The organism is Geobacillus lituanicus, from assembly GCF_050994965.1.
Lineage (GTDB): Bacteria > Bacillota > Bacilli > Bacillales > Anoxybacillaceae > Geobacillus > Geobacillus stearothermophilus.
Genome location: NZ_CP194773.1, coordinates 2,856,483 through 2,880,837, shown reverse-complemented (window position 1 = coordinate 2,880,837; position 24,355 = coordinate 2,856,483). Strand labels below are relative to the sequence as shown.

Sequence of the window (24,355 nt, the reverse complement as noted above, 5' to 3'; positions counted from 1 at the left end):
TTTGACAAACAACCGCTTGCATTTTCGATAAAGTAGTAGAGAGGCGAAAACGCAAAGGAGGAGCTCCCTCGTGTGGAAAGATTTATTTGCCAAAAAGAAGAAGTATGCGTCGCTTTCTTCCGAGCAAGTGAGGCATGAGGTGCCGGAAGGCGTGATGACGAAATGCCCGCAATGCAAAAAAATTATGTATACAAAAGAGTTGGTGAAAAATTTGCGCGTTTGCCTAAGCTGCGGCTACCATCATCCGATGCCGGCGCGCGAACGGATCGAGAGCGTGCTGGATGACGGCAGCTTTCGCGAATATGATGCCGATATGATTTCTGTCAACCCGCTCGGGTTTCCGGGCTACATAGAAAAACTCGAGGAAGACCGGCGCAAGTCGGGATTGAACGAGGCGGTCGTGACCGGCGAAGGGACGCTTGACGGCCATCCGCTCGTCATCGCGGTCATGGATTCCTCGTTTCGCATGGGCAGCATGGGCTCTGTTGTCGGCGAAAAAATCACCCGTGCAGTCGAACAAGCGCACGATAAAGGTATGCCGTTTCTCATTTTTACCGCTTCCGGCGGCGCCCGCATGCAAGAAGGAGTGCTAAGCCTAATGCAAATGGCGAAAACGAGCGCCGCGCTCAAACGATTCAGCAACGACGGCGGCTTGTTCATCTCCGTCATGACCCACCCGACAACAGGCGGCGTGTCAGCGAGTTTCGCCTCGCTTGGCGATTACAACTTCGCCGAACCAGGTGCGCTCATCGGCTTTGCCGGCCGCCGCGTCATCGAACAGACGGTGCGCGAAGAGCTGCCGGAAGACTTCCAGACGGCGGAGTTTTTATTAAAGCACGGTCAGTTGGATGCCGTCATTCACCGCCATGAGCTGAAAGAGACGCTGGCGACTGTGCTTCGCATTCACGCGGGAGGAGGGGAATCAGGATGGTGGCGGAACTAGAATTCGAAAAGCCGCTTGTTGAGCTGCGCCGCAAAATTCAAGAGCTGAGAGAGTTTATGAAAACGGCCGATGTCGATTTGTCGGCGGAAATCGAGAAACTGGAGGCGCGGCTCGCCAAGCTGGAAAACGACGTGTATGCCAATTTGACGCCGTGGGATCGCGTGCAAATCGCCCGCCATCCGCAGCGGCCGACGACGCTTGATTATATTGAGCGGCTGTTTACGAACTTTCTCGAATGCCATGGAGACCGTTGTTTTGGCGACGACGAAGCGATCGTTGGGGGCATTGCCGAATACGACGGGCTGCCGGTGACAGTCATTGGCCACCAGCGCGGCAAAGATACGAAAGAAAATTTGCGCCGCAACTTCGGCATGCCACACCCGGAAGGCTACCGGAAGGCGCTTCGGCTCATGAAGCAGGCAGAAAAGTTTTCGCGGCCGATCATCTGCTTTATCGACACGAAAGGCGCCTATCCGGGCAAATCGGCCGAAGAGCGCGGGCAAAGCGAAGCGATCGCCCGCAACTTGTTTGAAATGGCAGGGCTCACCGTGCCGGTCGTCTGCATCGTCATCGGCGAAGGCGGAAGCGGCGGGGCGCTCGCCCTTGGCGTCGGCAATCATATTCATATGCTTGAAAATTCCACGTACTCGGTCATTTCGCCGGAAGGGGCGGCTGCTATTTTATGGAAGGATGCGTCATTGGCGCAACGGGCGGCGGAAACGATGAAAATTACCGCCCATGACTTAAAAGCGCTCGGCGTCATTGACGAAATCATTCCGGAAGTGAAAGGCGGCGCCCACCGCAACGCTGACGAGCAGGCAAAGGAAATGGACCGCGTGCTGCGCCGGTCGTTGAAAGAGTTGTTGGCGCTTGACGGCGAGGCGCTCGTCCGGCAGCGCTATGAAAAATTTAAACAAATCGGCCAAGTGTCGTTTTTGCAGGAAACGATTCGGGCAAGATAAGGAAAAAGCTGTCTCGACTTTCGGGGCAGCTTTGTTCTGTCCATGAAAAAATTTTGTTCATGTAAACCGTTTCAACAAGGCGTCGCTGTTGTGTTCCGCTCATGTTCATGGTACATTAAGGTTGTTCAAGAGCGACAGATGTATGAAGTCGGACGTGTTGAATTTGATACATAATGAGGTGAAATGAGTGAAACGCATTGGTGTGTTGACAAGCGGCGGCGACTCGCCGGGAATGAATGCGGCCATTCGCTCGGTTGTCCGCAAAGCGATTTACCACGGTGTGGAAGTGTACGGCGTTTATCACGGGTATGCCGGACTGATCGCCGGCAACATTAAAAAACTGGAAGTCGGCGATGTCGGGGATATTATCCACCGTGGCGGCACGATACTCTATACGGCCCGCTGTCCGGAATTTAAGACGGAAGAAGGTCAGAAAAAAGGGATCGAGCAGCTGAAAAAGCACGGCATTGAAGGGCTGGTCGTCATCGGCGGCGACGGTTCGTACCAAGGGGCGAAAAAACTGACCGAGCACGGCTTTCCGTGCGTCGGCGTGCCGGGGACGATTGACAACGACATTCCGGGCACTGATTTTACGATCGGGTTTGACACGGCGCTCAATACGGTCATTGATGCCATCGACAAAATCCGCGACACGGCGACGTCGCACGAGCGGACGTACGTCATCGAAGTGATGGGCCGCCATGCCGGCGACATCGCCTTATGGTCGGGGCTGGCCGGCGGGGCGGAAACGATTTTAATTCCGGAAGCCGATTATGATATGAACGACGTCATCGCCCGCTTAAAGCGCGGCCATGAGCGCGGCAAAAAACATAGCATCATCATCGTGGCGGAAGGGGTTGGAAGCGGCGTCGACTTCGGCCGGCAAATCCAGGAAGCGACCGGCTTTGAGACGCGTGTGACGGTGCTTGGCCACGTGCAGCGCGGCGGGTCGCCCACGGCGTTTGACCGCGTGCTCGCGAGCCGCCTCGGCGCCCGGGCGGTCGAGCTGTTGCTCGAAGGAAAAGGCGGGCGCTGCGTCGGCATCCAAAACAACCAGCTCGTCGACCATGACATCGCGGAGGCACTGGCCAACAAACATACGATCGATCAGCGGATGTACGCATTGTCGAAAGAATTGTCCATTTAAGTCCCGAGGGGAAAGGAAGAAGACAAGATGAAGCGGAAAACGAAAATCGTCTGCACGATCGGGCCGGCAAGCGAGAGCGTGGACAAGCTCGTGCAGCTGATGGAAGCGGGAATGAACGTGGCGCGCCTAAACTTTTCGCACGGCGATCATGAAGAGCACGGGCGGCGCATCGCCAACATTCGCGAAGCGGCGAAGCGAACGGGCCGAACGGTCGCCATTTTGCTTGACACGAAAGGGCCGGAAATCCGGACGCACAATATGGAAAACGGCGCCATTGAGCTGAAGGAAGGGGCAAAGCTCGTCATTTCGATGAGCGAAGTGCTCGGCACGCCGGAAAAAATTTCGGTCACCTATCCCGGCTTAATCGATGATGTGTCCGTCGGCGCGAAAATTTTGCTTGATGACGGGCTCATCGGCCTGGAAGTCAACGCGGTCGACAAGCAAGCGGGAGAAATCGTCACGACCGTGTTAAACGGCGGCGTGCTGAAAAACAAAAAAGGAGTCAATGTGCCGGGTGTCAAAGTCAACTTGCCGGGCATCACCGAGAAAGATCGGGCTGACATTTTGTTTGGCATTCGCCAAGGGATCGATTTCATCGCTGCCTCGTTTGTGCGCCGGGCGTCCGATGTGCTGGAGATCCGCGAGCTGCTTGAGGCGCATGACGCCCTCCATATCCAAATTATCGCCAAAATTGAAAATGAAGAAGGCGTCGCCAACATTGACGAAATTTTAGAAGCCGCCGACGGCCTGATGGTGGCGCGCGGCGATTTGGGCGTGGAAATTCCGGCTGAGGAAGTGCCGCTCATTCAAAAACTGCTCATTAAAAAGTGCAACATGCTCGGCAAGCCGGTCATTACGGCGACGCAAATGCTCGATTCGATGCAGCGCAATCCGCGTCCGACGCGGGCGGAGGCGAGCGACGTCGCCAACGCCATTTTTGACGGCACCGACGCCGTCATGCTTTCCGGGGAAACGGCGGCCGGCCAGTATCCGGTCGAAGCGGTGAAAACGATGCACCAAATCGCGCTCCGCACCGAACAGGCGCTTGAGCACCGCGACATTTTGTCCCAACGCACAAAAGAAAGCCAAACGACGATCACCGACGCCATCGGGCAGTCGGTCGCCCACACCGCGCTCAACTTGGATGTGGCGGCGATCGTGACGCCGACCGTGAGCGGAAAAACGCCGCAAATGGTGGCGAAGTATCGCCCGAAAGCGCCGATTATTGCCGTGACGTCAAATGAAGCGGTATCGCGCCGGCTGGCGCTTGTGTGGGGCGTGTATACGAAAGAAGCGCCGCATGTGAACACGACGGACGAAATGCTTGATGTCGCCGTCGATGCGGCGGTGCGCTCCGGGCTGGTGAAGCACGGCGACTTGGTCGTCATCACGGCTGGCGTGCCGGTCGGCGAAACGGGTTCGACGAACTTAATGAAGGTGCACGTTATCAGCGATCTTCTCGCCAAAGGGCAAGGCATCGGCCGCAAGTCGGCGTTCGGCAAGGCCGTTGTAGCGAAAACAGCGGAAGAAGCGCGGCAAAAAATGGTCGACGGCGGTATTTTAGTCACTGTCAGCACCGATGCCGACATGATGCCGGCGATCGAAAAAGCGGCAGCCATCATTACTGAAGAGGGCGGGTTGACCAGCCATGCGGCGGTCGTCGGTTTGAGCCTTGGGATTCCGGTGATTGTCGGAGTGGAAAACGCAACAACCTTGTTTAAAGATGGGCAGGAGATTACGGTGGACGGCGGGTTCGGGGCCGTCTATCGCGGACATGCCAGCGTGTTGTAACGCGGACTGAAACAGCCTTGGCCAGTGGAGCCAAGGCTGTTTTTTACAAAGTCGGCCTGCCGACGATAAAGCGCCAAATGTCGCGGAAGACGTTGGCGCTGTGGAGCGCGCGGATGATGACGAGCGCGACCGGACCGGCGATGAGGCCGAGGAAGCCGAGCAGCTTGAAGCCGACAAACAAGGCGATGAGCGTCGCGAGCGGGTCGAGCCCGATCGAGGAGGAGAGCACTTTCGGCTCCATAATTTGCCGTTGGACGAGAATGACGATATACAAAACGCCGAGCCCGATCGCAAACGGGATGTCGCCGCTGATGGCGGCGTAAATGATCCAAGGCACGAAGACGATGCCGGTCCCGAGGTAGGGCAAAATATCGACAAAGCCGATGATCAACGCGATCGTAATCGCGTAATCGACGCGCAAAATGAGCAAGCCGATCAACACGATGACCGTCGTAATCGAAATGAGCGTCGCTTGCGCTTTAATAAAGCCAAACAACGCCCGCTTCAAATCCAAAAACACCGTTTTCCCGCTCGTGCGGGCTTTCGCCGGCAGCCAACGCTGCGCCATCCGCATTAAGCGGTGCCAGTCTTTGCTGATGAAAAAGGTCGCCAACAGTGAAAAAATAAATACGGTCGCCGCGTTTGGCAGCCAGGCGATGAGCTGGGGAATGTTTTGCAGCACGCGCTGAATGAATTCGCCGACCGTCGTCGCGATTTGCGTTCCGACCGCCTGAATGTTTTGTATGATCGTATCTTGTTGATCGGCGTTCAAGCTTTTAAACAAGACGGCCAAGTCTTGGTAAAGCGGGATAAGCTGATTGGCGGCAAACGATTCGATGTACGCGACGAGCGCCTGGAATTTTTCCGGCACCACATTGGCCAAATATTGCGTTCCCGAAACGATCTCAGCGATCAACAGCGTCACCAGCCCGGCGACAGCGGCGAACAAGACGATGAGCGTGGCGCTGACCGCGAGCCAGCGCGGCATTTTCACCTTTCGTTCCAACAAGTCGACGACCGGGTTGATGAGAAAGGCGATGAAAAACGCAATGATAAACGGGTACGTCAATGTTGCGACATAGTAGGCGGCGGCAGCGCCGAACGCAACGATCGCGATGACGATGAGAAAACGCAAAAAGCGGTCAACATATATTCGGGACAATGTTTCACCCCCACTCGTTTTCCATACTGATATATTACATGTTTCTTTACGAAGAAGCAAAAAGACAAGTTTCAGAGGAAAGGGCGAACAATCATGGACGAACCCGTCTTGTTTTTGCTCGGGCTGCTTTTGGTCGGCCTATTGGCGAAAAACAAATCATTTATTGCCGCGATTGTCGTGCTGCTTGCCATTAAACTCGCCGGCCTCGATCAGCGGCTGCTCCCGTTGATCCATGCCAAAGGCCTCAACTGGGGCATTACGCTCATTACGATCGCCGTGCTGGCGCCCATTGCCTCCGGGGAGATCGGCCTTAAGCAGCTTGCCGGCTCGCTGCAATCGTTGGCGGCCTGGGTGGCGCTTTTATCCGGTATTCTTGTTGCGTTGATCGCGAAAGGGGGCGTGACGCTTTTGGCGAATGACCCACATATCACCGCGGCGCTTGTGTTTGGCACGGTCATTGCGGTGTCGCTGTTTCACGGGGTGGCGGTCGGTCCGTTGATCGGCGCGGGGATTGCCTATATGGTCATAAAAATGGTAGAATATTTTTGAACTGGGGCGGGGAACGTTATTCTTATGTAATGTCTTTTGCCAGGACGATACATTTCCGTTCACAAAAGTCTGATAATTGTTTATAATAGTAGGCGTAAGCTAGTTTTCGGGTCAAACGGCGCCCCCCGCCACAGCGCGGCGGCATCCGCGCGGTGATGTAAGCACTTTCGAGAGCGTGCGCTTGTTTTTTGCGCCTGTTTCGAGCAAGCGCTCACCGGCCGTAAAGCGGCAAGCAGGAACGAGGAACTATAAAGAAAAGGGGAGATTGACATGACGGTAACCCGCGGTTTGGAAGGAGTTGTAGCGACAACCTCTAGCATCAGCTCAATCATCGACGATACATTGACGTATGTCGGCTATGACATCGACGATTTGGCCGAAAACGCTTCCTTTGAAGAAGTCATTTATTTGCTTTGGCACCGCGAGCTGCCCACGAAAGAACAGCTCGAGGAGCTGAAACAGCAATTGGCGGAAAATGCCGACATCCCGCGCGAGATCATCGAACACTTCAAGCTCTATCCGATTGAGAACGTGCATCCGATGGCCGCGCTGCGCACTGCCGTCTCGCTTCTTGGCCTGTACGACGAAGAAGCGGACGTGATGACGAAAGAAGCGAACTACCGGAAAGCGATCCGCCTGCAGGCGAAAATTCCGACGATTGTCACTGCCTTCGCCCGCGTGCGCAAAGGGTTGGAACCGGTTGCGCCGCGCAAAGATTTGAGCTTTGCCGCCAATTTCTTGTACATGCTGACCGGCAAAGAACCAGACGACATCGCCACGGAAGCGTTCAACAAGGCGCTCGTGCTGCACGCCGACCATGAGTTGAACGCGTCGACGTTTACGGCGCGCGTCTGCGTAGCCACGCTGTCCGATATTTATTCCGGCATCACGGCGGCGATCGGCGCGTTGAAAGGACCGCTTCACGGCGGGGCGAACGAAGCGGTGATGAAAATGTTGACGGAAATCGGCACGGTCGACAACGTCGAGCCGTACATCCGCACGAAGCTCGCCAACAAAGAAAAAATTATGGGCTTCGGCCATCGCGTCTATCGGAAAGGCGACCCGCGCGCCAAGCACTTGAAGAAAATGTCGGAAAAACTGACGAAGCTCGTCGGCGAACCGCACTGGTACGAAATGTCGACGAAAATCGAGGAAATTGTCACGTCGGAAAAAGCGTTGCCGCCGAACGTTGACTTTTATTCCGCTTCGGTTTACCATTGTTTAGGAATCGATCATGATTTGTTTACGCCGATTTTTGCCGTGAGCCGGACATCGGGATGGTTGGCCCATATTTTGGAACAATATGACAACAACCGTCTCATCCGTCCGCGCGCCGAGTACACCGGCCCGGGCAAGCGGGCGTACGTGCCGATCGACGAGCGCGGCTGAAACAAGTGGACAAGGCGGTGAAGGCGAGCCTTCACGCCTTTTCAATAAAAAACTGGCATTGGGGGGTTTACTCGTGACGCAAGGGGAAAAAATTACTGTCACCAATGGTGTGCTCAATGTTCCAAACAATCCGATCATTCCGTTCATTGAAGGGGACGGAACCGGCCCGGACATTTGGGCGGCCGCTTCGCGCGTGCTGGAAGCAGCGGTGGAAAAAGCGTACAAGGGCGAGAAAAAAATCGTTTGGAAGGAAGTGCTCGCCGGCGAAAAAGCGTACAAGCTGACGGGCAGCTGGCTTCCGGATGAAACGCTTGAGACGATCCGCGAATACATAATCGCCATTAAAGGGCCGTTGACGACGCCGGTCGGCGGCGGCATCCGTTCGCTCAACGTCGCGCTCCGCCAAGAGCTCGACCTGTTTGTCTGCCTGCGTCCGGTCCGCTACTTTCCTGGCGTTCCGTCGCCGGTCAAACGTCCGGAAGATACCGATATGGTCATTTTCCGCGAGAACACGGAAGACATTTACGCCGGCATTGAATACGCCAAAGGAACGCCGGAAGTGAAAAAAGTGATCGACTTCTTGCAAAACGAAATGGGCGTGCGCAAAATCCGTTTCCCGGAAACGTCCGGCATCGGCATTAAGCCGATTTCCGAACAAGGGACGAAACGGCTTGTGCGCGCGGCGATCAACTATGCGATCGAACACGGCCGCAAGTCGGTGACGCTCGTCCATAAAGGGAACATTATGAAGTTCACGGAAGGCGCGTTTAAAAACTGGGGCTATGAGCTTGCCGAACAAGAATTCGGCGATAAAGTGTTCACGTGGGCGCAATACGATCGGATCGTCGAAGCCGAGGGCAAAGAGGCGGCGAACAAAGCGATGGCGGAAGCGGAAGCAGCCGGCAAAATCATCGTCAAAGACGTTATCGCCGACATCTTCCTGCAGCAAATTTTGACGCGTCCGCGCGAATTTGACGTCATTGCGACGATGAACTTAAACGGCGACTACATTTCCGATGCGCTCGCAGCCCAAGTCGGCGGCATCGGCATCGCGCCGGGGGCGAACATCAACTATGAAACCGGCCACGCCATTTTCGAGGCGACGCACGGCACGGCGCCGAAATACGCCGGTCTTGACAAAGTCAATCCGTCGTCCGTCATTTTGTCCGGCGTCATGATGTTTGAGCATCTCGGCTGGAACGAAGCGGCGAAGCTCATCATCCAGGCGATGGAAAAAACGATTGCCGCCAAAATCGTCACGTACGACTTTGCCCGCCTGATGGAAGGGGCAACCGAAGTGAAATGTTCGGAATTTGCCGATGCGCTCATCCGCAATATGGACTAATTTAACGAAAGGGATGGCAAAACGATGGCGATGAAACGGAAGAAGATCTCGGTGATCGGCGCCGGATTCACGGGGGCGACGACAGCGTTCCTGCTGGCGCAAAAAGAGCTTGGCGACATCGTATTGGTCGATATTCCGCAGTTAGAAAATCCGACGAAAGGGAAGGCGCTTGACATGCTCGAGTCGAGCCCGGTGCTCGGCTTTGACGCCAACATTATCGGTACGTCGGATTATGCCGACACGGCCGATTCCGACATCGTCGTCATTACGGCCGGCATCGCCCGCAAACCGGGGATGAGCCGCGACGACTTGGTGACGACGAACCAAAAAATTATGAAACAAGTGACGAAAGAAGTCGTCAAATACTCACCAAACTGCTACATCATCGTCCTGACGAACCCGGTCGATGCGATGACGTACACGGTCTTCAAAGAGTCCGGCTTTCCGAAAAACCGCGTCATCGGTCAGTCGGGGGTGTTGGACACGGCGCGCTTCCGCACGTTCGTCGCCCAAGAGCTGAACATTTCGGTGAAAGATGTCACCGGCTTCGTGCTGGGCGGCCATGGCGATGACATGGTGCCGCTCGTCCGCTACTCGTACGCCGGCGGCATTCCGCTCGAGAAGCTCATTCCGAAAGACCGTTTGGACGCCATCGTTGAGCGGACGCGCAAAGGCGGCGGCGAGATCGTCAACTTGCTCGGCAACGGCAGCGCCTACTACGCGCCGGCCGCCTCGCTCGTCGAAATGGTCGAAGCGATTTTGAAAGACCAGCGCCGCATTTTGCCGGCGATCGCCTACCTTGAGGGCGAGTACGGCTATGAAGGGATTTACCTGGGAGTGCCGACGATCTTGGGCGGCAACGGCATCGAGAAAGTGATCGAGCTCGAGCTGACCGAAGATGAAAAAGCGGCGCTGGCCAAATCGGTCGAATCGGTCAAAAACGTCATGCGTGTGTTGGAATAACGAAAAGGCGAAAATTCGGGCGCTGTCCCGAATTTTTGCCCGTGATGAATGAAAGCGCTTTCTATACAAAGGGGTGGGAACGTGTTGAAAAAACGGAAACCCGGGAAAACGATCAGGGAGATTCAGGTTGGAGAAAAACTTGTCTTTCAGGCGTCCATTGAGGACAAAGACTTGCTTCTTTACCTTGGACTGACCGATGATGCCAACCCGCTTTACATCCAACATGACTACGCTTCGCAGACGCCGCTCGGCCGGCCGGTTGTGCCGCCGATTATGCTGACGGGGATGATTACGTCGGCGGTCTCCAAATATTTGCCCGGTCCGGGAAGCTACATCACCCGGCAGGACATCCGCTTTCTCCGCCCGGTTTACCATTATGAGACGCTCGAATTTTTGCTCGAAGTGACCGGGGTGGATGAGGAAGGCCATTGCGTCACCTTGGCCGTGACCGCGACGCGCGGGACGGAGACGGTGCTGGATGGAACGTTGTCCGTCTGTCCGCCGCACGCCTTGCCGCGCTTTGATGGCCGGGTTTTGGAAAATTTTTGACCGGAATCGTGTTTCGCCGGCGGCCAAAAGCCGGCGACAACGTGCGAGAGACTGTTCCTTGCGGGGCTGCTTGCCCGCCGGGGGAGCAGTCTCTTTATTTTTTTCGTGACAAATCGCGAGTTATGGTATCATAAGGGCAGAAACTATCGGATGAAACGGAGGCGCGGCATGGAAAAAAAAATTTTAGTCGTTGATGACGAACAGCCGATCGTGACATTGTTGGCGTACAACTTGGAGAAAGCCGGCTTTCAAGCTGTGGCTGCCTATGACGGCGAAGAAGCGCTCGCCAAAGTGGCATCCGAACAGCCGGCGCTCATCATTTTGGACTTGATGCTGCCGAAGCTTGACGGTGTCGAAGTATGCAAGCGGCTCCGCCAGCAGCAAATCATGACGCCGATTTTAATGCTGACGGCCCGCGATGACGAGTTTGACAAAGTGCTTGGCCTCGAGCTTGGCGCCGACGATTATATGACCAAGCCGTTCAGCCCGCGGGAAGTCGTTGCGCGGGTGAAGGCGATCTTGCGCCGTACGGAGATTGCACAGCCGGCGGCGGAGGAGGGCGAGCGGCTTGCCGTCGGCCGGCTCGAGATTTTTCCAGAGCGATATGAGGCGGCGATCAGCGGCAAGCCGCTCGAGCTGACGCCGAAAGAATTTGAGCTGCTCCTGTATTTGGCGCGGCATAAAGGACGGGTGCTGACGCGCGACCAGCTGCTCAGCGCGGTATGGAACTATGATTTTGCCGGCGATACGCGCATTGTTGATGTCCATATCAGCCATTTGCGCGAGAAAATCGAAGAGGACACGAAAAAACCGGCATACATCAAAACGGTGCGCGGCCTCGGCTACAAACTGGAGGAGCCCAAGCGGCATGGATAGCTTGCGCAACCGGCTGTTGTTTTGGCTCATCACGCTCATCGTCACGGTTTTGATCGCCCTCGGTTTGCTGCTTGGACAACTGCTCAAACAGTTTTACGCCGAGACGATGAACAAGCGGATGGAAAAAGAGGCGAAAGCGCTCGCCATTTTGCTTGAAAACGAGCCGCTTGAGCAAATTCGCATCGACTTGCACGACATGGGGAACGAGCTGTCATCGCGCATCACGGTGCTTGACCGAAATGAACAAGTGCGCTTTGACAGTGGGCGCATCGCGGCGATCAGCGATGAAGACCATGAGCGCATCATCCGCACCATTTTGCGCAAACAGCAGTTTCCGCGCTTTTCGGTTATTGAAAAAGCGAATGATGTATACTATTACATCGCTCCATACGGACGCGGCTCGGAGCGGGACGGCTATGTCGTGTTAAGCACGCCGACGAGCTCGCTGAAAAAAGTGAACCAGCAAATTTGGGGCGTGCTCACGAGCAGCCTCGGCATGGCGCTTGTTGTCATAATCGCCCTTGTCTTTAAAATCACCAACCAATATATGCGGCCGATTGAAGCAGCGACGAAGGCGGCGTTTGAACTCGAAAAAGGCAACTATGCCGCCCGTGTGCCTGATGGCGAATATAAAGAAGCCGGCATGCTCGTCCGCTCGATCAACCGCCTCGCCCGCAACTTGCAGGAGATGAGCCGGGCGCGGGAAATCCAAACCGAACGGCTTCATACGCTCATTGAAAACGTCGGCAGCGCGTTGTTGTTTATTGACCATCGCGGGCATGTTCATTTGCTCAACCGCACGTTCCAAACCTATTTTCATCTTGAGCCATCCGCCTGCTTGTACCGTCCATATGCCGATGTGCTGCCATACCGCGACGTTGTCCGGCTTATTGACGACATTTTTATTACAGAAACGCCTATCCGCCGGCAAATGCGATTGACGGTCGGCATTGAGCGGAAGCATTTCGACGTGTACGGCGCCCCGATTATCGGCACGAACGCCGAATGGAAAGGGATCGTCGTCGTGTTCCACGACATTACCGAGCTCAAGCGGCTCGAGCAAATCCGCAAAGACTTTGTCGCCAACGTGTCGCACGAGTTGAAAACGCCGGTGACGTCGATCCGCGGATTCGCTGAGACGCTGCTTGACGGGGCGATGAAAGACGAAGCGGCGCTTGAGCATTTTTTGACCATCATTTTAAAGGAAAGCGAGCGGCTGCAGACGCTCGTTGAGGAGCTGCTTGATCTGTCAAAAATTGAGCAGCAAGGGTTTCGGTTGAACATGGAGGACGTCGACGTCGCCCAAGTGATGGTGGAGGCGGTGGCCGTGTTTCGCAAGCAGGCAGCGGAAAAAGGAATCGACTTGCGCGCCGAGGCGCCGCCTGGGTTGACGATCCGCGGCGACGGGAACCGGCTGAAGCAAATTTTGCTCAATTTGCTCGCCAATGCGTTGGCGTACACGCCGGAACGGGGGAACGTCGCCGTTTGGGCGGAAGAAACAGATGGAGAAGTGCTCATCCATGTGAAAGATACCGGCATCGGCATTGAAGAACACGAAATCCCGCGCATTTTCGAACGCTTTTACCGCGTCGACAAGGCGCGCAGCCGCAACTCAGGCGGGACGGGGCTGGGCCTTTCGATCGTCAAGCACTTGGTCGAGGCGCATCGCGGCTACATTACGGTGGCGAGCGAAGTCGGGCGCGGCACCGAGTTTACGATTCATTTCCCGAAGCCGGAGCGGTAGCCGGCTTCTTTTTATGGCCGCCCGCCGGCGTGGTACAATAGAACAAGGAACGTCCGAGGAGGGATGATGTTGAAAAACAAGCTTGTCTTAATTGACGGCAACAGCGTGGCGTACCGCGCCTTTTTCGCGTTGCCGCTTTTGCATAACGATAAAGGGATTCATACGAACGCAGTCTACGGGTTTACGATGATGTTAAACAAAATTTTGGCGGAAGAGCAGCCGACCCACATTCTCGTGGCGTTTGACGCCGGGAAAACGACGTTCCGCCATGAAACGTTCCAAGACTATAAAGGCGGGCGGCAGCAGACGCCGCCGGAACTGTCGGAACAGTTTCCGCTGCTGCGCGAATTGCTCAAGGCGTACCGCATCCCCGCCTATGAGCTCGACCATTACGAAGCGGACGATATTATCGGAACGATGGCGGCGCGGGCTGAGCGGGAAGGGTTTGCAGTGAAAGTCATTTCCGGCGACCGCGATTTAACCCAGCTTGCTTCCCCGCAAGTGACGGTGGAGATTACGAAAAAAGGGATTACCGACATCGAGTCGTACACGCCGGAGACGGTCGCGGAAAAATACGGCCTCACCCCGGAGCAAATTGTCGACTTGAAAGGATTGATGGGCGACAAATCCGACAACATCCCTGGCGTGCCCGGCATCGGGGAAAAAACAGCCGTCAAGCTGCTCAAGCAATTCGGCACGGTCGAAAACGTACTGGCATCGATCGATGAGATCAAAGGGGAGAAGCTGAAAGAAAATTTGCGCCAATACCGGGATTTGGCGCTTTTAAGCAAACAGCTGGCCGCTATTTGCCGCGACGCCCCGGTTGAGCTGACGCTCGATGACATTGTCTACAAAGGAGAAGACCGGGAAAAAGTGGTCGCCTTGTTTCAGGAGCTCGGATTCCAGTCGTTTCTCGACAAGATGGCCGTCCAAACGGATGAAGGCGAGAAGCCGCTCGCCGGGATGGATTTTGCGATCGCCGACAGCGTCACGGACGAAATGCTCGCCGACAAAGCGGCCCTCGTCGTGGAGGTGGTGGGCGACAACTATCACCATGCCCCGATTGTCGGGATCGCCTTGGCCAACGAACGCGGGCGGTTTTTCCTGCGCCCGGAGACGGCGCTCGCCGATCCGAAATTTCTCGCTTGGCTTGGCGATGAGACGAAGAAAAAAACGATGTTTGATTCAAAGCGGGCGGCCGTCGCGTTAAAATGGAAAGGAATCGAACTGCGCGGCGTCGTGTTCGATCTGTTGCTGGCCGCTTACTTGCTCGATCCGGCGCAGGCGGCGGGCGACGTTGCCGCGGTGGCGAAAATGCATCAGTACGAGGCGGTGCGGTCGGATGAGGCGGTCTATGGAAAAGGAGCGAAGCGGACGGTTCCTGATGAACCGACGCTTGCCGAGCATCTCGCCCGCAAGGCGGCGGCCATTTGGGCGCTTGAAGAGCCGTTGATGGACGAACTGCGCCGCAACGAACAAGATCGGCTGCTGACCGAGCTCGAACAGCCGCTGGCTGGCATTTTGGCCAATATGGAATTTACTGGAGTGAAAGTGGACACGAAGCGGCTTGAACAGATGGGGGCGGAGCTCACCGAGCAGCTGCAGGCGGTCGAGCGGCGCATTTACGAACTCGCCGGCCAAGAGTTCAACATTAACTCGCCGAAACAGCTCGGGACGGTTTTATTTGACAAGCTGCAGCTCCCGGTGTTGAAAAAGACAAAAACCGGCTATTCGACTTCAGCCGATGTGCTTGAGAAGCTTGCACCGCACCATGAAATCGTCGAACATATTTTGCATTACCGCCAACTCGGCAAGCTGCAGTCAACGTATATTGAAGGGCTGCTGAAAGTGGTGCACCCCGTGACGGGCAAAGTGCACACGATGTTCAATCAGGCGTTGACGCAAACCGGGCGCCTCAGCTCCGTCGAACCGAATTTGCAAAACATTCCGATTCGGCTTGAGGAAGGGCGGAAAATCCGCCAGGCGTTCGTGCCGTCGGAGCCGGACTGGCTCATCTTTGCGGCCGACTATTCGCAAATCGAGCTGCGCGTCCTCGCCCATATCGCGGAAGATGACAATTTGATTGAAGCGTTCCGGCGCGGGTTGGACATCCATACGAAAACAGCCATGGACATTTTCCATGTGAGCGAAGAAGACGTGACAGCCAACATGCGCCGCCAAGCGAAGGCCGTCAATTTTGGCATCGTGTACGGCATTAGTGATTACGGTCTGGCGCAAAACTTGAACATTACGCGCAAAGAAGCGGCTGAATTTATTGAGCGATATTTTGCCAGTTTTCCAGGTGTAAAGCAATATATGGACAACATTGTGCAAGAAGCGAAACAAAAAGGGTATGTGACGACGCTGCTGCATCGGCGCCGCTATTTGCCCGATATTACAAGCCGCAACTTCAACGTCCGCAGCTTCGCCGAGCGGACGGCGATGAACACACCGATTCAAGGGAGCGCCGCTGATATTATTAAAAAAGCGATGATCGATCTAAGCGTGAGGCTGCGCGAAGAACGGCTGCAGGCGCGCCTGTTGCTGCAAGTGCATGACGAACTCATTTTGGAGGCGCCGAAAGAGGAAATCGAGCGGCTGTGCCGCCTCGTTCCAGAGGTGATGGAGCAAGCCGTCGCACTCCGCGTGCCGCTGAAAGTCGATTACCATTACGGTCCGACGTGGTACGACGCCAAATAAAAGCGGCCTGCCCGCCAGCTGCTCGGTTTTTCACGGGGCCGCGCAATGAGCTGTTGCTTTAAAACAGGTGCACGAACAGGAAAAGGAGGGAGGCGCCATGCCGGAACTGCCGGAAGTGGAAACGATCCGCCGCACGCTGTTGCCGCTTGTCGCTGGCAAAACGATTGAAGAGGTGCGGGTGTTTTGGCCGAATATCATTCGTCATCCGCAAGACCCGGCGGCGTTTGCTGCCAGGCTGGCCGGGCAGACGGTGCGCGGCATCGATCGGCGCGGGAAATTTTTGAAATTTTTGCTTGACCGGGATATGCTCATCTCCCATTTGCGCATGGAGGGGCGCTACGCGGTCGCCCAGTCCGATGAGCCGCTTGAACCGCATACGCACATTGTGTTTCGTTTTACAGACGGCAGTGAGCTTCGTTATCGCGATGTACGCAAATTCGGAACCATGCACGTGTACGCGAAAGAGGAAGCAGACTGCCGGCCGCCGCTCGCTCAATTAGGGCCGGAACCGCTGTCCCCAGCGTTTTCTCCGGCGGTGTTGGCCGCAAAAGCGGCGAAAACAAAGCGGACGGTGAAAGCGTTGTTGCTTGATCAAACGGTCGTGGCCGGTTTTGGCAACATTTATGTCGACGAAGCGCTGTTTCGCGCCGGCATTCTCCCTGGACGGCCGGCTGCTTCGCTGACGGATGAAGAACTTGCACGGTTGCACGAAGAAATGGTGGCGACGATCGGCGAGGCGGTCATGAAAGGGGGAAGCACGGTGCGCACGTATGTGAATACGCAAGGAGAAGCCGGAATGTTCCAGCATCGCCTGTTCGTATACGGCCGCAAAGGGGAGCCGTGCAAACGGTGCGGCGCCCCGATTGAGAAAATGGTTGTCGCCGGCCGCGGCACGCATTATTGCCCGCGTTGCCAACGCTAGGCAGCAGACAAAAAAGGAGGGGTGCCGAATGGCATTCACGATCGGATTAACCGGTGGAATTGCGAGCGGCAAAAGCACGGTCAGCGCGATGATGCGCGAGCTCGGCCTTCCGGTCATCGATGCGGATGAGGCGGCGCGCGCCGTCGTCCGCCCGGGGGAGGAGGCGTACCGGCAAATCGTCGCTGCATTCGGTCCGGGCATTTTGCGGGCGGACGGCGAAATCGACCGAGCCAAACTCGGGGCGATCGTCTTTAACGACGAACAACAGCGGAAAGTGCTCAACGCCATCGTTCACCCAGCGGTGCGGAAAAAAATGCTGGCTGAAAAAGAAGCGCACATCCGCTCCGGAGCGAAGACCGTCGTCCTAGATATTCCGCTGTTATTTGAAAGCGGGCTGACTCATTGGGTGGATAAAGTGCTTGTCGTGTACGTCGACGATGACGTTCAGCTCCGCCGGCTCATGGCGCGCAACGGTTTCACCGAAGAGGAAGCGCTCGCCCGCATCCGCTCCCAGTGGCCGATGGCGGAAAAAGTGAAACGGGCCGATGCGGTGATTGACAACAACGGGACGATCGAAGAGACACGCCGGCAGTTGCTGGCCATTTTGCATCAATGGGACGCCTTGGGAAAATAGGCGTCTTTTTTGCTGCGTTTTATTGATTTTGTTCTCCACATTTCATAAAAATATGATATACTATTTATGCGGATGAAAATAAATAGTATAACATATATGAGAGGGGAACAAGGTGAATGAAGGCGAAAGTGGCGATTAACGGATTCGGACGAATTGGACGGATGGTATTCCGGAGAGCCATCAATTCTCCCGACCTTGAAATTGTGGCGGTGAATGCCAGCTATCCGCCGGAAACGTTAGCCCATTTGGTGAAATACGACTCCAACCACGGCAAATTCGACGGCGATGTCGCCGCTTTGGAAGACGGATTGCTTGTCAACGGCAAAAAGGTGAAATTGCTGAACTCGCGCGATCCGCAACAATTGCCGTGGAAAGAGCTTGATATTGATATTGTGATTGAAGCGACCGGCAAATTTAACGCCCGCGAAAAGGCAAGCCTTCACTTGGATGCTGGGGCGAAACGCGTCATTTTAACCGCTCCGGGCAAAAATGAGGATGTGACGATTGTCGTCGGCGTCAATGAACAGATGTTGGATATTGACCGTCATTTTATCATTTCCAACGCTTCGTGCACGACGAACTGCCTCGCCCCGGTCGTGAAAGTGCTTGATGAAGCGTTCGGAATTGAAAACGGCCTGATGACAACCGTTCATGCTTATACGAACGATCAAAAAAACATCGACAATCCGCATAAAGATTTGCGCCGCGCCCGTTCATGCGCCCAGTCGATCATCCCGACGACGACGGGAGCCGCGAAGGCGCTCGGGCTGGTGCTGCCGCATTTAAAAGGAAAGCTTCATGGCATGGCGTTGCGCGTTCCGACGCCGAACGTGTCGCTTGTCGATTTGGTCGTTGACGTCAAGCGGGATGTGACGGTCGAGGAAGTGAACGAAGCTCTTCTCCGCGCAGCCAATGGTCCGCTGAAAGGCATTTTGGATTTCACGATGGAGCCGCTTGTGTCGATTGATTTCAACACGAACCCGCATTCGGCGATCATTGACGGTTTGTCGACAATGGTGATTGACGGCCGGAAAGTGAAAGTGCTCGCCTGGTACGACAACGAGTGGGGCTATTCGTGCCGCGTCGTCGACTTGGCCAGCCTTGTCGCCGCCAAAATGAATGAGCGTCTTCATGTGAACGCTTAAGCAGTTTTTCTTCCAATCTCGCAATCGTGAAAAGATGCGCAAAGCGTCCGATCCGCCCGTGTGGCGGTGTGGGCGCTTTTTCCTTTTGGCATGCGAAAAAATTAAAAAAGCCTGTTGCAAAAACCCCCTAAACAAAGTATACTATGTTTCGTGAACTTCTTAACGGCAAAGGTAATGTGACTACTTAAAGGGTTAGGACCTCTTAGGACTAACTTTCCCCCGTGGTAGTTATACATGCCATTTTGCAACCTACAAATCTGTTTTTTATTTGAGAAAATTGGTTAAAAGGGGGACTTGCGCATGGATACGATGGGTCGTCACGTTATCTCGGAACTTTGGGGATGCGACTTTGACAAACTGAACGATATGGACTTTATTGAAAAAACGTTTGTAGACGCCGCATTAAAGTCGGGAGCGGAAATTCGCGAAGTCGCGTTCCATAAATTCGCTCCGCAAGGCGTAAGCGGGGTCGTCATTATTTCCGAATCCCATTTAACGATTCATACGTTTCCGGAACACGGCTATGCCAGCATTGATGTGTATACATGCGGCCATTTAGACCCGACCATCGCCGCGGATTACATCGCCGAAAAGCTTGGCGCGCAAACGCGGGAAACGATTGAGCTGCCGCGCGGCATGCGCCCGATTGAAGTGAAAAAGGCGCACGCGCTGTAATTCCATAACAACGGAAGCAAAAGGAGCGTAAACAGGACGCTCCTTTTTTTACGCTTTCGGCGGTGCCATGGCGGCCAAAATCATGGTATGATGGTGAAAAAAAAGAACGATTAGGGAGACGTGGCTATGAGCATGTGGAAAAAGTTGAAGTATGCGTTGACGAACCATTGCGAAACGCGGGAAAACCATGAGGACGCCGAGCTCCGGAGCCATTACTACAAAGCGGCCCACCGCGCTGTCATCGACGCGGTGAAAGAGCTGCTCGCTTCGCTGCCTGACGCCGAGCTGCTTTCCGTTTCCGAAGAGCGCGGCGAGCTTTGCGCCCAAACGCGGCGCGGCCCCAAGCTGTTTATCGTCGCCACCGTCATTTCCGTCCGCCCGTTTGAAACGGCGGTGGACTTTTCGGTGACGACCGAGACAAAGTTCTTGCCGTTTGATTTTGGCCGCAGCCGGGCGGTCATCCTTGAGTTATACCGGAAGCTTGACGGCCGCCTGCCGTATATTGGTTCTGGCCTCAATAGCTGACTATGGCTTGTCTGCCCTCTGCCATTCCGGTATGATAGAAGATAAGAAGAGGAACGGAGTGGATGTTATGCGATGTCCGTCATGCCATCACCAAGGCACGCGCGTGCTTGACTCGCGCCCGGCCGAAGAAGGCCGCTCGATTCGCCGCCGGCGCGAGTGCGAACAATGCCACTATCGATTTACGACGTTTGAGCGGGTCGAGGAACCGCCGCTGATTGTCGTCAAAAAAGAAGGGACGCGCGAGGAGTTCAGCCGGGAAAAAATTTTGCGCGGTTTGATCAAAGCGTGTGAAAAACGGCCGGTGGCGCTTGAGCAATTGGAAAAAGTGACGCAGGAAATCGAGCGCGAGCTGCGCAGCCAAGGCGTATCGGAAGTAAAAAGCGAAACGATCGGCGAAATGGTCATGGAGCGGCTGTCGCGCATCGATGAGGTGGCCTATGTCCGCTTCGCTTCCGTCTATCGGCAGTTTAAAGATATCAACGTATTTATCGAAGAGCTAAAAGAGCTGATTAAAAAAGGACAACGGTAAAAGGGCTCGGGCGGGAATGCGGCAGGCCCTTTTTTCAGCTTATTTTTCGGCCGGGAAGGCGAGAGGTGGATGGAAACGAATATGGCAGAATGGAAGGTCGGAGCGATGCCACACCATTGGAAAGAGTTGTTGGCCGTTGATCGGTATATGGTGCAAAGCCGCACTGCGCTGCACGATGCGGACCGAAAAGTGTTGACTATGCTGTATCAGCCGCTGATCGGCCATCGTGCGCTCGCCTTATATATGACGCTTTGGGGGGAGCTCGAGCTGCTTGGCGGCCGGGAAGCGACCCACCATCGGCTTATGGCGCTCATGCAGTGCGGCCTGCCGGACATTTACAGCGAGCGGCTGAAGCTCGAAGGCATCGGGCTGCTGAATACGTACGTCCACGCCCCCGAGGCGGAAGAGCCGAAGCAGTTTGTGTATGAGCTGCGTCCGCCGCTGGCGCCGGATCAATTTTTCCGCGACGAAATGCTCGGCGTCTTTTTGTACCGGCAAGTCGGCCGTCATATGTTTGCCCAGCTGAATGACTGTTTTGCCTGCCCGGCTGTGGATGAGACAAAGTTCACCCGGGTGACGCGCGCGTTTTCGGACGTATTTTCGTCCGTTCATGCTGAACAAATCGTCGCGGGATTCAATGAAGAGGCCGGGCGCGAGCTCGAGCCGCCGGATGGAAAAGTGCACATGGGGCGGGACGAGGCGTCGTATGCGCTCGATGACGGCGTGTTTGATTTTGAGCTGTTTTTTGCCGGCTTGTCGAAACAGATGGTGCCGCGCCGGGCCGTAACCGCGAAAGTGAAAGAAGCGATCAAAAAGTTGGCATTTTTGTACGGCATCCCGCCGCTGGAAATGCAAAAAATTGTCCTCGGCGTCATCGATCCGGCATACGAGATTGACATTGACGCCCTGCGCCGGGCGGCCCGGGAGTGGTATGAGCTCGAGCACGGCGGCGCCGCCCCGCGCCTTGTCGAACGGGTGCAGCCGCTCGCTTACCGGACGATGGAACACATCGAGCCGCGCACAAAAGAGGAGGCGTTGATGAAGCAGCTCGAGACGATCTCCCCGCGCCAGCTTCTGAAGGAAATTTCCGGGGGAGCGGAGCCGTCGCTCGCCGATTTGCAATTGATCGAAGATATTATGTTTCAACAGCAGCTTCTTCCGGGCGTCGTCAATGTGCTGATTTATTACGTCATGCTGCGGACGAATATGAAACTATCGAAAAAATATGTCGAGAAAATCGCCAGCCATTGGGCGCGCAAAAAGGTGCGCACCGTCAAAGAGGCGATGGAGCTGGCTAAAGAGGAAGCAAAGACGTACCAAAACTGGGCGAATGAAAAAGAAAAAGGGACGCGGACAGTGCGCAAAGTCGTGCGCACCGAAATCGTCCCCGACTGGCTGAACATGGATTACAGCCAGCCGGATGATGACGACTTTGATGTGGAACAGGCGCGCAAAGAGCTCGAGGAACGGCTGAAAAAATACCGTGATGGATCGTAGGTGTAAAGGCGATGGAACGAGTAAATCAACTGTTGCAGCGGCTGTTCGGAAACGAAGGGTTCCGGCGGCGCTATGAACAAATGCGGCGCTATATTTTGACGCATCCGGACGTGCAGCCGTTTTTGCAGGCGCACGAGCAGCAGCTGTCGCGCGATGCGGTGGACCGAAGTTTAATGAAGCTGTACGAATTTATCGAGCAACATGGCCATTGCCGCCAGTGCCCAGGGCTCGAGCAATGCCCAAATATGCTGCCGGGGTATCATCCGAACTTGGTGGTCGCCGGCGGGCGAATTGACGTTGAATACGACCGCTGCCCGAAAAAAGTGCAAGATGATGAACGGAGAAGGCAGGAAGCGCTCATTCAAAGCATGTTCGTGCCGCGGGAAATTTTGCAAGCTTCGCTGTCGGATGTGGATCTTAGCGACGATGGGCGCATTAAAGCCATCCAGTTTGCAGAGAAGTTCGTGACGGAGTACGAGCCGGGGAAAAAAATGAAAGGATTGTACTTGTACGGGTCGTTCGGCGTCGGCAAAACGTATTTGCTCGGGGCGATCGCCAATGAACTGGCGAAACGGAACATTCCGTCGCTCATCGTCTATGTGCCGGAGCTGTTTCGCGAGCTGAAGCATTCATTGCAAGATCAGACGATGAACGAAAAGCTCGATTATGTGAAAAAAGTGCCGGTGCTCATGCTCGATGACCTTGGAGCGGAGGCGATGTCGAGCTGGGTGCGCGACGATGTGCTCGGCCCAATTTTGCAATACCGGATGTTTGAAAATTTGCCGACCTTTTTCACCTCCAACTTTGATATGAAGCAGCTCGCCCACCATTTGACGTATTCGCAGCGCGGCGAGGAAGAAAAAGTGAAAGCCGCCCGCATTATGGAGCGGATCCGCTCACTCGCGCACCCGGTTGAAATTACCGGGCCAAACCGCCGCGAATGATGGATAAGCGGTCAAACGGCGCGCTTAAGGCGTCCCCTGACGCAAGGGGGCGCCGTTTTTCTGCGCTGGGGCGGAAAGGATGCATTCTCCGCCAGCCGCCAAGGAGCGGGGCATCTTGGCGAATGAACCCGTTGCGAATGTCTGTGCGCTCCGTCCGCCGCAGCCGCCGAGCGGCGCATCCCTGTAGGCGGGAAACGTTGGACGTTTTGCGCTTTTTTAGTCTAAACAGCTGGTTGTCCCCATATATATAAACCAAGCGTTGATCTCGGAGAAGGGGGGACAGCGGGTGATCGAAATCCATTTTGACAAGGCAAGCGAGGCGGAGAAACTGTTTTGGCTGCTGAATGAACGGAAACGGGATGCCTGTCCGCTGTTTCACGCCGCTTACGACGGAAACAAGACCGTGGCGGTTTACATATACGGCGACGAGAAGCACGTGCTCGAGACGTATATCATACCAGCCATGACTGCATTTGTGCAGTCTGTCCTCGAAGACCGGCTGTTGTTGTCGATCATTTCCGGTGTCTTTTATTTTCGCGACCGCGAGGAACAGCAGCAAATTTTGGCGCTCGCCCATTCGTTTTTGGACGGTGAACGGCGCGATTATCAGAAAGGGGCGGAGTTTGCTGCTTCGCGCATGGCGCTGCTGCGCGAGGCGTTCGCTTCGTTTTTGCGCGACGGGCTGTCCTTCTCGTTTTCGTCGTTTGTCACCTTTCGGCTGAAGCCGTACATCGAGCGGCTTGAACATTATGTCGGGCTCGCGATTGACGAGTACAAATTGGAGCAAGAGTATCAAACTTTCGTGCAAATGCTGCGCGAATGCCTGGTTGGCCGGACGCCGCAATGGCCGCGCCTGTATTTGGTGCACGACCCGCCGCACTTCGTGTTTTACGACCGCCACCGCCGCGAGCTGTCGGCGGCGGAAGTGAAACAGCTGATCGACCGCCATCTCGTCGTCAGCCAGCCGATGTATATCGATTCTTCGGTGCTCGCGCCGCTTGTCTCGCTTGCTCCGGCGGAAATTGAGCTGTATACCGACCACCCGGATGACGGCATGGTGCAGACGCTGCAAAACGTGTTTCAAGAGCGGCTTCGCCTCCGCCGCCGCGCTGATTTTTCCCGCTTGTTTGTCGCCAGCGCCGGAAATGGGGAAGAATCTTGATTTTTCTTTTCGGTTCCGCTATAATATCGTACATGAATAACCGCATAGACAAGCGATGACGAGGATATGGGTGCATTTTTACGGTTTCCAGAGAGGGAAGGCGGCGGCTGGAACCTTCCTAACACGAAAAATGCGCTTACCCCCTCAGAGCTGCGGCAGCGAACGGAGCGCCCAGTAGTTGCCGCCGGTGGCTAGCCGTTAT

22 protein-coding genes and 1 other annotated feature (1 of these 23 running past the window's edge) are annotated in these 24,355 nt (G+C 55.4%); of the genes, 21 read left to right on the top strand and 1 reads right to left on the bottom strand.

Translation table 11 applies throughout. From position 1 onward, the window contains the following. Positions 1–70: 70 nt before the first annotated feature. The 4 genes from accD to pyk all read left to right on the top strand — a co-directional run bounded on the left by accD (position 71) and on the right by pyk (position 4,843). The gene (accD, locus tag ACR1UW_RS14745) at positions 71–943 is read left to right on the top strand and encodes an acetyl-CoA carboxylase carboxyltransferase subunit beta (RefSeq protein WP_498933894.1); all 873 of its coding nucleotides are present in this window, start codon (positions 71–73) and stop codon (positions 941–943) included. Next, the gene (gene accA, locus ACR1UW_RS14740) at positions 928–1,905 is read left to right on the top strand and encodes an acetyl-CoA carboxylase carboxyl transferase subunit alpha (protein WP_047818862.1); all 978 of its coding nucleotides are present in this window, start codon (positions 928–930) and stop codon (positions 1,903–1,905) included. Before accD ends, accA begins: the two co-directional genes overlap by 16 nt. Positions 1,906–2,092: 187 nt before the next feature. Beyond that, a complete protein-coding gene (pfkA, locus tag ACR1UW_RS14735; RefSeq protein WP_033014452.1) occupies positions 2,093–3,052 on the top strand; it encodes a 6-phosphofructokinase in 960 nt (319 codons plus the stop codon). Positions 3,053–3,079: 27 nt separating this feature from the next. Next, positions 3,080–4,843 (top strand): pyruvate kinase, encoded by a 1,764-nt coding sequence (pyk, locus tag ACR1UW_RS14730; protein ID WP_033008553.1) that lies wholly within the window; start codon positions 3,080–3,082, stop codon positions 4,841–4,843. Positions 4,844–4,886: 43 nt separating this feature from the next. On the opposite strand, the gene ytvI is transcribed toward pyk, so the two are convergent. Beyond that, positions 4,887–6,005, bottom strand: a complete 1,119-nt coding sequence (ytvI, locus tag ACR1UW_RS14725; protein WP_237420692.1) for a sporulation integral membrane protein YtvI — start codon at positions 6,003–6,005, stop codon at positions 4,887–4,889. Positions 6,006–6,098: 93 nt separating this feature from the next. Here ytvI and ACR1UW_RS14720 point away from each other — a divergent pair, with 93 nt between their 5' ends. The 17 genes from ACR1UW_RS14720 (at position 6,099) to ytxC (ending at position 24,153) form a co-directional block, all read left to right on the top strand. After that, complete coding sequence (locus ACR1UW_RS14720; RefSeq protein WP_237420691.1) at positions 6,099–6,554, top strand: DUF441 domain-containing protein; 456 nt, start codon at positions 6,099–6,101, stop codon at positions 6,552–6,554. A gap of 270 nt (positions 6,555–6,824) precedes the next feature. Next, positions 6,825–7,943, top strand: coding sequence for a citrate synthase (citZ, locus tag ACR1UW_RS14715; RefSeq protein ID WP_047818860.1), 1,119 nt, complete (start codon positions 6,825–6,827; stop codon positions 7,941–7,943). Between the two features lie 73 nt (positions 7,944–8,016). Further along, entirely contained in the window at positions 8,017–9,288 is a 1,272-nt protein-coding gene (gene icd, locus ACR1UW_RS14710) for an NADP-dependent isocitrate dehydrogenase (protein WP_049624514.1), read from the top strand. A gap of 24 nt (positions 9,289–9,312) precedes the next feature. Further along, positions 9,313–10,251: a malate dehydrogenase gene (gene mdh / locus ACR1UW_RS14705; RefSeq protein WP_033008547.1), complete on the top strand. Its 939-nt coding sequence runs from the start codon at positions 9,313–9,315 to the stop codon at positions 10,249–10,251. A gap of 81 nt (positions 10,252–10,332) precedes the next feature. Then, entirely contained in the window at positions 10,333–10,800 is a 468-nt protein-coding gene (locus ACR1UW_RS14700; RefSeq protein ID WP_237420690.1) for a MaoC family dehydratase, read from the top strand. Positions 10,801–10,968: 168 nt separating this feature from the next. Continuing rightward, a complete protein-coding gene (locus tag ACR1UW_RS14695) occupies positions 10,969–11,676 on the top strand; it encodes a response regulator transcription factor (RefSeq protein WP_050367664.1) in 708 nt (235 codons plus the stop codon). After that, positions 11,669–13,420 carry a two-component system histidine kinase PnpS gene (gene pnpS / locus ACR1UW_RS14690; protein ID WP_498933888.1) on the top strand — a complete coding sequence of 584 codons (1,752 nt, stop codon included), beginning with the start codon at positions 11,669–11,671 and terminating at the stop codon, positions 13,418–13,420. Before ACR1UW_RS14695 ends, pnpS begins: the two co-directional genes overlap by 8 nt. Before the next feature lie 63 nt (positions 13,421–13,483). Then, positions 13,484–16,120, top strand: a complete 2,637-nt coding sequence (polA, locus tag ACR1UW_RS14685) for a DNA polymerase I (protein WP_050367662.1) — start codon at positions 13,484–13,486, stop codon at positions 16,118–16,120. A gap of 97 nt (positions 16,121–16,217) precedes the next feature. Beyond that, on the top strand, positions 16,218–17,042 hold the full coding sequence (gene mutM, locus ACR1UW_RS14680) for an Fpg/Nei family DNA glycosylase (RefSeq protein ID WP_498662291.1): 825 nt from the start codon (positions 16,218–16,220) through the stop codon (positions 17,040–17,042). A gap of 28 nt (positions 17,043–17,070) precedes the next feature. Then, positions 17,071–17,676, top strand: coding sequence for a dephospho-CoA kinase (gene coaE / locus ACR1UW_RS14675; RefSeq protein ID WP_033008536.1), 606 nt, complete (start codon positions 17,071–17,073; stop codon positions 17,674–17,676). Positions 17,677–17,792: 116 nt separating this feature from the next. Continuing rightward, positions 17,793–18,821 (top strand): glyceraldehyde-3-phosphate dehydrogenase, encoded by a 1,029-nt coding sequence (locus ACR1UW_RS14670; RefSeq protein ID WP_033008535.1) that lies wholly within the window; start codon positions 17,793–17,795, stop codon positions 18,819–18,821. A gap of 300 nt (positions 18,822–19,121) precedes the next feature. After that, positions 19,122–19,496 (top strand): adenosylmethionine decarboxylase, encoded by a 375-nt coding sequence (gene speD, locus ACR1UW_RS14665; RefSeq protein WP_033008533.1) that lies wholly within the window; start codon positions 19,122–19,124, stop codon positions 19,494–19,496. A gap of 126 nt (positions 19,497–19,622) precedes the next feature. Beyond that, positions 19,623–20,021, top strand: coding sequence for a hypothetical protein (locus tag ACR1UW_RS14660; protein ID WP_033008532.1), 399 nt, complete (start codon positions 19,623–19,625; stop codon positions 20,019–20,021). A 67-nt stretch (positions 20,022–20,088) separates the two neighbouring features. Beyond that, positions 20,089–20,550: a transcriptional regulator NrdR gene (gene nrdR / locus ACR1UW_RS14655; RefSeq protein WP_033008531.1), complete on the top strand. Its 462-nt coding sequence runs from the start codon at positions 20,089–20,091 to the stop codon at positions 20,548–20,550. A gap of 105 nt (positions 20,551–20,655) precedes the next feature. Beyond that, complete coding sequence (locus tag ACR1UW_RS14650; protein ID WP_044743547.1) at positions 20,656–22,047, top strand: replication initiation and membrane attachment family protein; 1,392 nt, start codon at positions 20,656–20,658, stop codon at positions 22,045–22,047. An 11-nt stretch (positions 22,048–22,058) separates the two neighbouring features. Continuing rightward, positions 22,059–22,991, top strand: a complete 933-nt coding sequence (dnaI, locus tag ACR1UW_RS14645; RefSeq protein WP_033010808.1) for a primosomal protein DnaI — start codon at positions 22,059–22,061, stop codon at positions 22,989–22,991. Positions 22,992–23,277: 286 nt separating this feature from the next. Further along, entirely contained in the window at positions 23,278–24,153 is an 876-nt protein-coding gene (gene ytxC / locus ACR1UW_RS14640; RefSeq protein ID WP_100659257.1) for a putative sporulation protein YtxC, read from the top strand. Positions 24,154–24,199: 46 nt separating this feature from the next. Beyond that, positions 24,200–24,355, top strand: a binding site (T-box leader) (it continues 70 nt past the right edge of the window).